General features: G+C 46.0%; 5 protein-coding genes. 1 reads left to right on the plus strand and 4 read right to left on the minus strand.

Features of this window, described 5'->3' with window-relative positions; genetic code table 11:
- Nucleotides 1–153 precede the first annotated feature (153 nt).
- From NST33_RS30685 to NST33_RS30695, 3 genes are all read right to left on the minus strand, one after another.
- Nucleotides 154–4,335, minus strand: a complete 4,182-nt coding sequence (locus NST33_RS30685; protein ID WP_339306254.1) for an S-layer homology domain-containing protein — start codon at nt 4,333–4,335, stop codon at nt 154–156.
- 277 nt (nt 4,336–4,612) lie between these two features.
- On the minus strand, nt 4,613–8,413 hold the full coding sequence (locus tag NST33_RS30690) for an S-layer homology domain-containing protein (RefSeq protein WP_339306256.1): 3,801 nt from the start codon (nt 8,411–8,413) through the stop codon (nt 4,613–4,615).
- Between the two features lie 178 nt (nt 8,414–8,591).
- Complete coding sequence (locus NST33_RS30695; RefSeq protein WP_221820139.1) at nt 8,592–9,728, minus strand: response regulator; 1,137 nt, start codon at nt 9,726–9,728, stop codon at nt 8,592–8,594.
- Nucleotides 9,729–9,998: 270 nt separating this feature from the next.
- Here NST33_RS30695 and NST33_RS30700 point away from each other — a divergent pair, with 270 nt between their 5' ends.
- Entirely contained in the window at nt 9,999–12,995 is a 2,997-nt protein-coding gene (locus NST33_RS30700) for an ATP-binding protein (RefSeq protein ID WP_339306258.1), read from the plus strand.
- A 246-nt stretch (nt 12,996–13,241) separates the two neighbouring features.
- Here the strand turns inward: NST33_RS30700 and NST33_RS30705 are convergent, their stop codons facing one another.
- Nucleotides 13,242–14,747, minus strand: coding sequence for a malate:quinone oxidoreductase (locus NST33_RS30705; RefSeq protein WP_036611787.1), 1,506 nt, complete (start codon nt 14,745–14,747; stop codon nt 13,242–13,244).
- Nucleotides 14,748–14,830: the final 83 nt, after the last annotated feature.

Raw genomic sequence — 14,830 nt, forward strand, 5'->3', positions numbered from 1 at the left:
TCGCCCGAACCTCTGGTGAACCCATCATCTCAGATTCCACGATCTGCCAACAGGGCGAAAGTATTACGACATGAATTTAAGAATTTAATAAAAATAGAAAAAAGCCTTTGCCGACCCCCAATGTCAGCAAAGGCTTTTCATTTTAGATTGTGTTTATTGATCAATCAAGTTTGTTACTTTCAACATTCTTGCAATCAATGCAGTAACCTCGGCACGAGTCATCGTGGTCTTTGGACTCAGAACCTCTGGCCCATTACCTTGAATGATTCCGGCTGCAATCAACTGGGCTACATCTTCTTTCGCCCAATTCGATACATCCGCTGCATCACTGTAACGTTCCAGTTCAGAGTTCATCTGATCCGGGCTAATTGCCGCTTCCGGTTCAATCAGACGGTAGGCACGAGCAACCATAGCAAATCCTTGCTCACGTGTGATCTCCTGATTACCGTAGAAGTTCCCATTATCGTAACCGCGAACGATACCGAATTCATTTGCAAGGGCTACCGCAGAGCGGAACCATGCGGAATCGTTAACGTCAGGGAATAGATTCTGTGGTGCATCCTGACGCATTAAGCCCATTCCAAGTACAACAATCTCGGCAAACTCAGAACGAGTAACCTGACGGTTCGGTGAGAATGTGTTATCTCCGTTACCTTGCAGATCTAATCTCGCAGCGATGTTGTTCACATCCGTTTTACCCCAATGGGATCTGGCATCTTCAAAATCCTGCGGATTCCAGATGACCGAATAACTTCCGCTGCTACGCAAGTCATTAATGAGCGCGTAGTAACGACTATTGATCTTCGTGACAACCGTTGGTACATGGAAGATGCTACCGTCCGGGTTGATAATCACGCCTGTTGTAATCCGGTTCGGGTCGATACCTTCCGGAAGTGCAATATACTTCGGTGCATAGCCGTTCAGCTGGCCGGATCGCACGGTCTGTCCATCTTTCGTAAACGTCAGATCCAGATCAACCGGCGTCACAAGTAGCTCGTATCCTTGGGATGCTGCTCTTGTCTCGGCACTGTCAATCAAAGCATCCGAGGAACGTGCGATATCAACATGGACATCAATATCATTCAACGCTGCATTACCAAGCTGTCTGGACACACCATTCACGTCCATTTTACCGCCAGGTACCGGATAGATCGCCAGCGGATTGCTAATGTTTAGTTTGGAACCTTGATCCACTAATTGTTTCAGAGTTTCGAGGGTCAACCCGTCCACCTTCATATGCCCATCATTTGGTGAATGAATGGCGAACTGCTGTCCTGTGCCTTGTGACATGGCAACATTCAGCTTGGCTGGATCAACTTGAACCAATGTTTCTTTGTTGTCAGATGGTTTGGATGTAGCAAATGGTTGATGGCTACCATCCTGAGTTGTTTCCAAATTATCCTTCACGGGTGCTGGCGTTGGTACTGGCACAGGTGTAGGTGCTGGTGTGCTTCCACCGTTACCTCCCGTATTTCCGCCGCCATTGTTGCCTCCACCATTGTTACCATTGTCATTGGATGCTCTGGTGATGACCGTAGTGTACTCCGTCTGCAAACCATTCGTATCTGTAACTCTAATGACAATTGTGTTTGAACCTACCTTAAGTGCAAGATCATCACTACTATTGCCACTCTCCATTTCCTTCCAGATTCCATCATGCAAAATCTCAATTTTGTCTGCAGCATAAGGAGCAGTCGGGTAAATACGTAGATTGTACACATCATTGGTTACCGTTGCTGCGTAGTTGAATTGGTTTGGATCAAATGCTTGGTTCAACGCAATATTTTTCCCAAATGAATCGGTCAGACTGAGCTGTGTCAGTGCTTCTTTTACAATAGTAAATGTTTTCGTTTTCGTAACGGAACGTCCTCCGTCCACTGCTGTTACCTCAACGGTATAAGTGCCGGGTGCAAGATCTTCATCCAGATGATAGGACCAGTTTGGGTCCCCAGCATTCCAGATCAAACTTCCTGCAACATCAATTACACGACCTTCTGCATCTTTCAACACTGCACTCAGCGTATCTGTATCCGTATGGACCGTACCCGAGACTGCTGGCTTCTTATCTGAAGTACTCCCTGCTGGTTCAATAATCTTCAGCGCGCTCGCGAATGGGTCTTCCAAATCGAATTGGAAATCATGAACCAATGTTCCTTCTGCTCCCTCGCCTTTTAGATAGCCAGATGTTCCATTGTAAGCAACGTTAACCTTCTCATCACTTGATAATTTAACCGATTCGGGCAAGGTCAAAATCAATTTTGTAGGATCAGATCCATCGATGACAGCTCCGACAACTTCTACGGCTTGCCCACCTACCGTAACTGTAAATGAACTACTTAGATCCACTTCAGAAACTACTTCGATACTTTTATTAAAATGAATGGATATCGTGCTTTCGCCCTCGATGAAGCTGCCGCTGTCCGCTTTGGGTTGATTCTTGACCAATCCATCGATTGCGTTATCCAATACACTTAACAGGTCATTTACTTGAGTCTGTGTTACCAAAGGATTGCTCAAAAGTGTCTGTGCCTCTTGGACTTTGGTTTGCAATGCATTCCATGAATCAGTCGTGTAATCATCATTCGATAAAGCTAAGGCTTCTTTCACTTTTTTCGCTAATGGCATTGTATTGACTGCATGAATAGCCTGCTCGAATTCATCAACCTTGAGTCCGGTTAACGCGTCTCTCAACGTGCCACTACCGTCATAGTTAATTGTAATTTCTTCTCCCGATTCAAGCTGAGCTTCCGTCAGAGGGATGGAAATCGTAGATCCATTAGCTATAAATTGACTCAGATCATCATACACGGTACCTCCAATTGTGACGGTGAAGCCCTTCAAATCATCCGATTTCACGTCACGATTGAAGGTTAGATTCAAAGTTCCATCGTCATTGACTTGCGATATTAGCAAGTGAGCATCTTTAGGATCTGGATAAGCAGCTGCAAACGTGAAGTAAGAACCGTCGGCAAAGTTGGAACTGTTTAATGTAACCTTTCCATCCGTTACTGGATAAAAGGTATCATTATTGTCAAAAGAGTCATCTTGGCTAAGAATGATGTAGCTTGGTTTTAAGCCTTCAGCATCATCCACTTGAAGTGTGATATCTTGATCACTCCAGTTTGTTTTGTCCACCTGATACGAACGATCCATGATCTTTACACGAAAGCCATCTTTCACGATGGGTGCACTTACATAAGATACGGTATCGTTCGCGCTCTTGTCTGCAAACATAAAGAAGGAGTTGTTATCCATCGTATTCTCATTGTCGACATTATCTGAATGAATCGTATCTCCAAGAGCAATGGCTACATTTGAGCCGACTCCTTGTGACTTGGATTGTTTCTGGTTCTGGGCACCTAAGTCATCACGGCCAATCCCGGTAATGCGATTCTTGTAATCTGCCTGGTTCGACAAATTCCAGAAAACAGTACCTTCTTCTCCATTCCAATCACTGGAAACATAGTTGTCTGCCAGAGTGATTCCGTATTTTAACCCCAAGTAACTGTACACTTTAGTTCTTTCAACGTCCTGTAACTCGCGATTATATAATATCGTTTCCGATATTAGTCCATTAAACCTTCGATTATGCCCTGCTCCGAAGTAGTAACCCGTAGCACTTGTGGCACTATTAAAGCTCGCTGTTCCTGCAGTTGTTTTATCGATTAACTTCGTATGATTTAAATACATCCCAAAGTAATCCTCAGTGCGAAGTACATTGAAAATATCTGCTTGCCCTAACTGATACGGATTACCTGCATTATTTCGAATCAATTCGTCGTTCCCTGCATTGCCAAATGAAGATCTGATTACACTTGTACTGTACGTGTCGGTGCTTCCTTGGCCGCCAAAATGCCATGGGAAACCATTCGCAGCAGCTCCTTGAATGGAAAATGCCTCACGAGCGACATCCGTTGTATGGAAAGGCGCCCTGATATAGTATCCTTTGTTACCATCAATTAATATACCGCTGTTAAAGTTAATGGCACCTGTAACTAAGGTGTTAGGATTTACGATACTCCATACATTATCATGTTCTACATTGGGGTCTAGATCTACCAGATCGGTCAAAGAAGTGATTTTACTGCCGTCAGCTGCCAGATTCATACTTCGCTCAACATCAATCCATGATATGAGTCCGTCGCTTACACCACCCGGATATCCCCCTGCGGTAATCGCGGTACTGTTGGATGCAGGATTTTCAGTATCTGCATGAGCTTCTATGGCTGGAAACAAAATTGGTGTAGGCAATATACTCGCAACCATCACCAAAGAAAGCACCCTTGACCATACTCTTGTCATTTTGCTGTTGCGCAATTTCTTATTGTTCTTCAAACACTTGTCACACCTTTCGACTATATCTAATTTAGCTAAATCATTCTTCTCATAATCCCTTCAGGATGTCTGATTTACTAGATTGTGTTAATTTTGAAAAGCTTCACCGCTTATTTTACACTGAACCTCTTACCAAACTCTTACCAAGCTATACGATAATGAATACTGATCGGTAGAAGGAAACAAATAGAGTTCAGTAACTCCAACGTCAGTCCAAAAAGTAAAAAGCCTTTGCCGACCCCCAATGTCAGCAAAGGCTTTTCATTTTAGATTGTGTTTATTGATCAATCAAGTTCGTTACTTTCAACATTCTTGCAATCAATGCAGTGACCTCAGCACGAGTCATCGTGGTCTTCGGACTCAGAACCTCTGGCCCATTACCTTGGATGATACCCGCTGCAATCAACTGGGCTACATCTTCTTTCGCCCAATTCGATACATCCGCTGCATCACTGTAACGTTCCAGTTCAGAGTTCATCTGATCCGGGTTGATTGCCGCTTCCGGTTCAATCAGACGATACGCACGAGCAACCATCGCAAATCCTTGCTCACGTGTGATTTCCTGATTACCGTAGAAGTTCCCATTATCATAACCGCGAACGATACCGAATTCATTCGCAAGGGCTACCGCGGAGCGGAACCATGCGGAATCGTTAACGTCAGGGAATAGATTCTGTGGTGCATCCTGACGCATTAAGCCCATTCCAAGTACAACAATCTCGGCAAACTCAGAACGAGTAACCTGACGGTTCGGTGAGAATGTGTTATCTCCGTTACCTTGCAGATCTAATCTCGCAGCGATGTTGTTCACATCCGTTTTACCCCAATGGGATCTGGCATCTTCAAAATCCTGCGGATTCCAGATGACCGAATAACTTCCGCTGCTACGCAAGTCATTAATGAGCGCGTAGTAACGACTATTGATCTTCGTGACAACCGTTGGTACATGGAAGATGCTACCGTCCGGGTTGATAATCACGCCTGTTGTAATCCGGTTCGGGTCGATACCTTCCGGAAGTGCAATATACTTCGGTGCATAGCCGTTCAGCTGGCCGGATCGCACGGTCTGTCCATCTTTCGTAAACGTCAGATCCAGATCAACCGGCGTCACAAGTAGCTCGTATCCTTGGGATGCTGCTCTTGTCTCGGCACTGTCAATCAAAGCATCCGAGGAACGTGCGATATCAACATGGACATCAATATCATTCAACGCTGCATTACCAAGCTGTCTGGACACACCATTCACGTCCATTTTACCGCCAGGTACCGGATAGATCGCCAGCGGATTGCTAATGTTTAGTTTGGAACCTTGATCCACTAATTGTTTCAGTGTTTCCAGGGTTAACCCGTCCACCTTCATATCCCCATCATTAGGTGAATGAATGGCGAACTGCTGGCCTGTGCCTTGTGACATGGCAACATTCAGCTTGGCTGGATCAACTTGAACCAATGTTTCTTTGTTATTAGATGGTTTGGATGTAGCAAATGGTTGATGGCTACCATCCTGAGTTGTTTCCAAATTATCCTTCACGGGTGCCGGAGTTGGCGTTGGTACAGGCGCAGGTGTAGGTGCTGGTGTGCTTCCACTGTTACCGCCCGTATTTCCACCGCTGCCATTGTTGCCTCCACCATTGTTACCATTGTCACTGGATGCTCTAGTCACGTTGATTTTATACGCCGTAACATTTCCAAGTGAATCGGTTACTCTAACAACGATCTTATTCCCACCGACTTGGAGCGGTAGATTCTCACTAACAGTGCCACTTGAAACCTCGTTCCATTCTCCATCTCCAACAGCTATTTCAATCTTCGCAAGTGGATCAAGTGCCGTTGGCGTTAACTGAAATTGATATACGCTATTCGGAACAGAGATGGTGTACGTGTCTTTAGCCGGATCAAAGGCCGGGGACAAGCTTCCCACGGAAGGGACCAGCGTCTGCAACGTAGATTCATCTGTACCAATTACTTTGGTAAGTCCCGTTCTAGCGTTAGTCAGATCCTGAAGTGCCTTGTCTACCTGCGCTTGATTCGCTGTCAAATCATTCAACACTCGCTCTGCTTCATTCATCGCAACTTTGAGTGCTTCCCAGCTCGCTGGCGTATAGGCTGACTCTTCCAGGCTTTCACCTGTAATTTCAGTTACTTTCGCTTGTAAAACTGATTTATCTACAACGGGTACAGATGTTGTAGGGATTAGGCCAGTTCTTGCGTTAGTCAGATCCTGAAGTGCCTTATCTACCTGCGCTTGAGTCGCTGTCGGTTCATTCAACACTCGCTCTGCTTCATTCATCGCATTATCCAGTGCTGTCCAGCTCGCTGGTGTGTACTCCTCTTCGTCCAGTTCGCCTGTTTCGATCTTATCCTTAATCTCATCGGCTTTGGCTTTCAACTTCGCCTTATCAATAACAACATAACTTTTCGTATTTGATGCTTCTGAATCTGCATAGGCTGGACTGTCCGTCTTCGCTGTTACTGTCACTTTGTACGTGCCAACTTCTAGCGATGGTACCAATTGCGACAGGTTAAGCGCCGTTCCGGGTACTTCCTCCGTCCGCTTCGTGCCGTCTTCCAGTTCAATCGTTACTTCATATTTATCTGCATGCGCAACTACTTCCCATGTCAACTCATCGTCGGTCAGTGTGACGTCCGGTACCGTCAAAGGAGTAGCAGCAGTTGCAATGGTAAAGTAAGAGTTCGGACCAAAATTTGAGGTATTAAGAGTTACTTGGCCGTTCTCAATTAAATGGAATGAGTCTTGTCCATCAAATTGAGCATCATTGCTGATCACAACATATTGAGGCAAAGCCGGGTTAGCTCCCGCTTCGTCTACCTGAAGTGTAATCTGTGATTCAGTCCAGTTTGCTTTCTGTACCTTGTAGACACGCTCCATCCCAAGTAGTTTTTTCCCATCTTTCGTAATTGGTGTTTTGAATTCAGTACTTGCTCCATTGTCACCAAACGTAAAGAAAGAAGAATCCTTTGAGAATTCATTTTTATTTGCAGAATTGGCATCCTCAACACTGTTGCCCAAAGCAATCGTCAACGTAGATCCCTGTTCCTGCGCTTTGGCTTGTTTCTGCATCAAGCCGCTCTGATCATCTCGACCGATGCTTGTAATACGATGGGTATAGACTGCGTTCTCCTGGGCATCCCAGATCGTAGCCATGTTTGAATCGACATATGAATTGGCTGTCGTCTGATCAAGCGTATAGCCGTATTTGATCGCCAGATATGTGCTGACTTTTTGGCGTTCTACGTCCGTAAGATCATGGTCAAATACGATGATTTCTTCAATCGAACCCTGCCAATATCCACTATTGGCCGCAGTTGCCGGAATTAGCTTACCAACTACGGCTCCGTCCGAGTTACCAGTATTCCACGCCTTATTAAGTTCTTTTCCCCAACCACCCAGTTCCTGTACCTGCTTCATTTTACTGTACAATCTAGCTATATTCGTTCCAGTGTCCCCACCTGTCCAAGTAACAAATAGCTCGGTCGGGAACGTCATTCCCATAAACTTGTCGGGAGTGTATAAAGTCTGGTTAGGGTCACTGTTAAATGTCGTCAAGCCGCCTCTTGCGTCAACTTGAAGCATCCCCATGCCCGTATAACCGCCCGTTTGTACTCCCCATGAAATAATATAATTGAGGCCTCCTGTTTTATTGGTTTTGCTAACGGTAATGATCGATCTGGGGCTCTTCCCTTGAGGGAGCTTACTTACATCCAGATTCATAAAACTACTCGTGCCGTTATATTCCAATACCGGATTGAAATTGATATTATGATTTTTATCATCCCAATAGGTCGGTTGATTAGCTTCCGTACTTTGGGTTGCATTGTTTATTTTACTGCCTTGATCTTCCCAGATACTCACCTTTTCGCCGCTGGCAACTCCGTTTACCCGCTCTGGTCGTAGCCATAGTGCAGGGGCACCAACTCCACCCGGACCAACAGGAGTCTCGTTAGTCGCCTCCGCTTGAGCCAAACTCATGGGTAACGTTCCAATCGCCAGAATAAAGGAAAGAACTAACATGGACATTCTTTGCCATGGTTTCTTCCGAATTTTTGCTGTGTACATAGGTTCCTCCTACTTAATATGTTATTTTTGGACTGCTTACTGACTCAAAACATAATGTTGACCCTCATCTTGCTTATTCTACACATAGCCTCTTACCAAACTCTTACCAAACCTTTCGCTAGCAAATACGACAAAAAAACAGCCTTGCAAACGAAGCTGCAAGGCTGTATATTTCCAATTAACTATTTGATTGTTTCCATTGCTGGTACCACAACTCAACTTCCAAGCCAGGACGTATGCCCGCCTCTTGTTCTAACGTAGTGACCAACTGATTATATTGTGCGATTACAGGATCTTTATTGCCTAATCGATCATAGGTCTTCATTAAAGCCAATCCGACTTGCTCCAATGATGGCTCGAATTGCTGTACCCGGTGATATAACGTGAGTGCTTCCGTATTCTGTCCCATTTCAATATAGTATTGTGCAAGTTGCATGGCATGATTACGCCATAGTGCATGCAATCGCTGGCGCTCCAACTCAGCCCATACATAATCGTCCTCATCATAATATTTGCCTTCATATTGATCTGAGGTCTGTCGATGTTCAGCTATTGTAGACGAAGATAATAGAGGCAATCGGTTAAGACGGCTCTCCCATTCTTCCGCGTCAATCCTGAATTCACCCGTTTCCAATAGATAACCAAACTGTTGATAGCGAATGGACATCTTATCCTCACCCATGAGTTCGTTCATCATGCTGCGTAAGCGATGGATCCCACTGTGCAGATTGGATATACCTCTCCGCTCATCCAACTCTGGCCACAACAGTTCAAGTAACGTATCCCGCTTAATCGGTTTGTTCCGATGGTGGAGCAGATAAGCGAATAACTCTCTAATCTTGGTTGTTCTGAATTTCATATGTTTTGGCGGCTCATTGGGGTGCACTTGGACTTGGAGCATCCCCAGACAACGGATCAACATGGATGGCCCTTCTGCTACATTCAGACTTGCTGACACCGTTCGGCGTTGATACATCTTCATCGTTTTTTCCAAACGGTCACGCGTTACAGGCTTCATAATATAATCCAGCACTTCAAGCCCATAGGCCGTGAGTGCATGTTCGTTATATGCGGTTGTGAAAATAACTTCTGTTCCAGGAGAAACCTCATGGATACGTTCGGTCGCCTCAATCCCATTCATCCCCGGCATCTGAACGTCCATAAAGACGATTTCCGGCAGATGAATTTCGATCTGATCTATGGCTTCCTGTGCCGTCAGAAAAGAGCCGATAACTTCGCAATCCTCTCTCTCTTGCAACAGTTTGTTCAACCTGCTCAGAGCGAGATATTCATCATCTACCAAAATCACTCTCATATGCACAACTCCTCTGGCTCACTGATCACCCTTTAATCTATAATTTTACCATAAATCCTGACGTGGGACCGCTATCATTTAAATATAGAATCTATGTTCCGGTATTCAAAAAAATGTTCTTCTTTGGCGGAGGGCATGCAGGAATTTGAAGTAAACTGTCGAAAACTAAAGTCTGCCATGAAACTAATAACCTATAAAAAAATACCCCGATATGTAATGTTGTCAATTCTATTTCTGACTATTTTACTTGGCTTTCGCTGGATATGGTCCGTGTCTTTCACTATACCCGCACATCCTGAACCCGCTAAAGGCGTGTTGGACCTCCGAGGCTGGGACCTCGCCAACGCTTCACCCATATCCCTGGATGGAGAATGGGAATTTTACCCCCAGGCGTTAATCTCTAATCGTGACGCGAAGATAGCGGACAACCCATCCACACGGATTCAAGTTCCCGGTGACTGGCGGAATGCATTACCACAATCCTCATCATCATTCGGATATGGAACGTATCATCTTCGCATACTTTTAGATCCATCTGTGAAGGAAATCGCTCTCTGGGGTCAGAAAATCCAGACATCATCGATCATCGAGATGAACGGGACCATTGTGGCCGAATTCGGCCAACCTGCTACCCATGCTGAAGCCTATCGACCGGAGAGGACTGCATTTACGACTTCCTATGCGCTTGATGGTTCCACCGAAATCAATCTTCTGGTGCAGACAGCTAACTTTGATGACCCTTATAGCGGCGGGATCACACGCTCCCTCTATTTTGGTTCTCCAGAAGCCATTGGAAGTGAACGAGGATTGTCTATCGATCTGCAAAAGATCACGTTCGCCATACTGGTTTTGCACAGTTTATATGCTTTTGTCATGTTTCTGTTTATCCGGAAGGAACGAGCTCTGCTGACGTTCTCAATGCTAACATTGGTAGCTGCCCTAACGGTCGCCTCCGACCATGACAATCTGTTATTGAGTTGGATGCCACTCAACTTCACTTGGATCGTTAAGGCCAAAGCGTTGTCCTATCCGTTGTTCGCATTCTTCCTTATACAGATGGCTAGAAGCTTCTCCCATAATCTACAAGGGCGTACACTGTTCCGTATCTATGCCAGCGTGCTTGGCGCTTACTGTTTATTTCTGCTAGTCGCACCAGTGACCCTGATCTACCATGTACTTGAGATTGGACTATCTGACATCCTTTATCTGTTTGCCATTGGCTGGTCTGTGTACCTGTTCTTCCGAATGGCAGCCGAGAAACGAAGTGACGCCAGCTTTTTGCTCTTTGCGGCAACTAGCAGCCTATCAAGCGTGTTATGGGGAATTGTGAACTCGCGTAGCGAGATCACCAACGTGTATTATCCGATCGATGTGATCGCGGCCATATTCGGCTTCTCCGCCTATTGGTTCAGGAAATACTTCCGCAATTCAAGTGAGATTGAGCAGTTGTACGAACAGCTCAAAGAGGAGGATCGGCAGAAGGATCAATTTCTTGTGAATACGGCTCATGAGCTGCGTACACCGCTGCATGGCATCATCAATATCGCCGAGAGTATCGCGGTTCGTGAACGGCGTAAATCAGGTGGGCAGCAGGCAGAAGACATGAAGCTGTTAGTTACCATCGGCCGACGCATGTCCCAACTCGTTGATGACCTCCTGGATGTCATTCGTTTGAAGGAAAAACGCATTACGCTTCAGAAGAAACCTTTATCTCTTGCATCTGTCATTCCAGGCGTGATCGGTATGTTCCGATTCATGGCTGAGGGAAGGCCTGTCCACATGAAGGTAGATATTCCTGAATCACTGCCTTTAATTCAAGCCGATGAGAGAAGACTCGTTCAGGTGCTCTACAACCTGTTGCATAATGCACTGAAATTTACCGATGAGGGTACGATTACCGTATCTGTCCGGGAAAATGGAGAAAGCATTGTAATTCAAGTCTCAGATACAGGTGTTGGTATAAGTGAGGAGATACATCAGCGAATATTCGAGGCGTATGAACAGGGGACCCCAGAGGCTCGTTTAAGCGGAGGAATCGGTCTCGGTCTTAATATCAGCAGGCAGCTCACCGAGCTCCATGGCGGTCAGCTCACCGTGCAATCTGTACCTGGACAAGGATCAACCTTCCAGATCTCGCTTCCACGGGAAGGTACCGCATCGCTATCGGACCGGACTGAGCAGCAATGGGACGCTCACAGCTTCGATGAAATTGCGATTGCAGAGCCGCAGCAGCAGACCGTCTCTCAAGATAAGACTGCCGCAAGAATTCTTGCCGTCGATGATGATCCTGTAAACCTGCGAGTACTAGTCTCCATGCTTGCGAATGAACCATACCACATTCAACCAGCAGCTTCCGCACTTGAAGCACTAGAGTTGCTGGATAAAGAGCCGTGGGACTTACTGATTGCCGATGTCATGATGCCTCATATGTCCGGTTATGAATTGACCGAGAATGTACGCAAGCGTTATTCGGTATCCGAGCTTCCCATCCTGTTGCTGACGGCCCGTAACGAACCAGCGGATGTATACGCCGGATTCATGGCCGGTGCTACAGACTATGTCACCAAGCCCGTGGATGCCGTTGAATTAAGGCATCGCATCGGGTCTCTGATCGTACTGAAACAATCCATTGATGAGCGACTGCGCATGGAGGCTGCTTACTTACAAGCACAGATTCAGCCACACTTCCTTTTTAATACGCTCAATTCAATCATGGTTCTTAGTGAGATGGACACGGAGCGAATGCAGAAGCTGGGCGACGCTTTTATCGAGTACCTTCAGACCAGCTTTCATTTTGTCAATTCGGAGAAAATGGTGGAGGTCACTCATGAGCTGGATCTTTCCCGCGCCTATCTCTACATTGAGAAAGAACGTTTCATGGACCGGCTAAATGTTCTCTGGGATATTCCCGATGATCTTGATCTGTCCCTGCCGCCACTCACCATTCAACCGCTCATTGAGAATGCTGTTCGACATGGTATTCTCAGCAAAGTGGAGGGTGGAACCGTGCATATCCGAATCATCAACCAAGCAGCGTCCACCTTGATTGAAATCGAGGATGATGGTGTGGGGATGCAGCCCGAGCAGATCGAGCGGGCCCTGGCTTGGCCCAAGAAAGGTCCCGGCGGAACCGGAGGCATTGGATTAACCAATACACATCGCCGGTTGACCCAGATGTACGGACAAGGTTTGACCATCGTCAGCTCGCCGGGCCAAGGTACGAAAGTTTCCTTTGTCATCCCTTTGGACCGCAACATAGGAGTCTAAGCGATACGATCTTTCTATGACTCTACAACTGTATGCTGTACTGTACGATCGGTATCCGTATGCTTTGTGTAAAAGGTCTACGGGGAACGCGATGATAGCGGACATGTTCAAGTTCAATTCCAAGCTCAAGTTCAGGTTCAGGTTCTGACATACCAAATAAACCAAAAGAGAGCTAAGCACGGGTTTCGTCCCGGCTTAGCTCTCTTTTCTATGGCTTCATTATGATCTAACACGATAAGGTAATGGTTATACGTGCATGACATGTTTTTCATCCGATAACCCCAGCGCCTTGGCTGTTGAAGAATGAACCTCTTTGAGAAGATCCAAGTTCTCCACAAGTGATATGCCATAGGAAGGAATCATTTCCTTAATCTTTGGCTCCCATGCCTCCATATGCTGCGGGAAGCAACGCTGAAGAATCTCAAGCATGACCTGAACCGCGGTGGATGCACCCGGTGATGCACCTAGCAGAGCCGCAATCGTTCCATCTGCAGACGTGACCACTTCCGTACCAAATTGGAGCGTACCCTTGCCGCCCTGGACGGTATCCTTGATCACCTGCACACGCTGCCCCGCCAGAACCATATCCCAATCCTCGCTCTTCGCACCCGGAACAAAGTCACGCAATTCAGCCATACGTTGTTCTTTGGATAACATCAGTTGTTGAATCAGATATTTGGTCAAAGAAATTTCTTTGACACCTGCTGCGAGCATCGTAAGCAGATTATGCATCTTAACAGACGTAATTAAGTCGGCATTGGAACCCGTCTTCAGGAACTTCGGTGAGAACCCGGCAAACGGTCCAAATAACAGCGACTTTTTATTGTCGATAAATCGAGTATCCAGATGCGGAACCGACATCGGCGGAGCGCCTACAGAAGCCTTGCCATATACTTTGGCATGATGCTGTTCCACGACTTTTTGATTTTTGCACACCATAAAGATCCCACTGACCGGGAATCCGCCGATATGTTTACCTTCCGGAATGCCCGTCTTCTGGAGCAAATGTAGACTTCCACCGCCCGCGCCAATGAAGACGAATTTTGCCTTATGGCGTTCGACTGCACCGCTCTTCAGGTTTTTCACGGATAGTTCCCATTGTCCATCGCTGGTGCGTTTCATATTCTTCACGCTATGTTGGTAGTGGATGCCCACGTGTTGTTCCTTCAAATGTTTGATCAGCATACGCGTTAAAGCACCAAAGTTAACGTCCGTACCGGAGTCAATTTTGGTCGCTGCAACAGGTTCATTACTGGTACGATCTTTCATCATCAGCGGCATCCATTTCGCCAGCTCTTTCTTGTCATCCGAGAATTCCATGCCTGCGAACAACGGGTGATTCGACAAGGAGTCATACCGTCTTTTCAAAAACTGGACATTGCTCTCTCCATGTACATAACTCAAATGAGGAATCGGCATAATGAAGTCCCGCGGATTACGAATCAGACGGCTATTGACGAGATAGGACCAAAATTGCTTTGAGATCTGAAATTGTTCATTCACTTTAATCGCTTTGCTAATATCTACGGTTCCGTCTGGTCGTTCAACGGTATAGTTAAGTTCGCACAATGCAGCATGCCCGGTTCCGGCATTATTCCATTCGTTGGAGCTTTCCTCTCCTGCAGTGGCTAGCTTTTCGAAAACCTTAATATTCCAGTCTGGTGCCAATTCTTTTAGCAAAGTTCCCAAAGTTGCACTCATAATTCCGGCACCAATCAAGATAACATCTGTACTCGTTTGTCCCTGGCTCATGTCTACCGTCCTTATATCCTATATTTGCCAAAAGGATGTAAGCGTTATCGATTTGGCATTTGCAGCAAGCCCATTCTTGAACG

Source organism: Paenibacillus sp. FSL L8-0435, from assembly GCF_037965655.1.
GTDB lineage: Bacteria > Bacillota > Bacilli > Paenibacillales > Paenibacillaceae > Paenibacillus.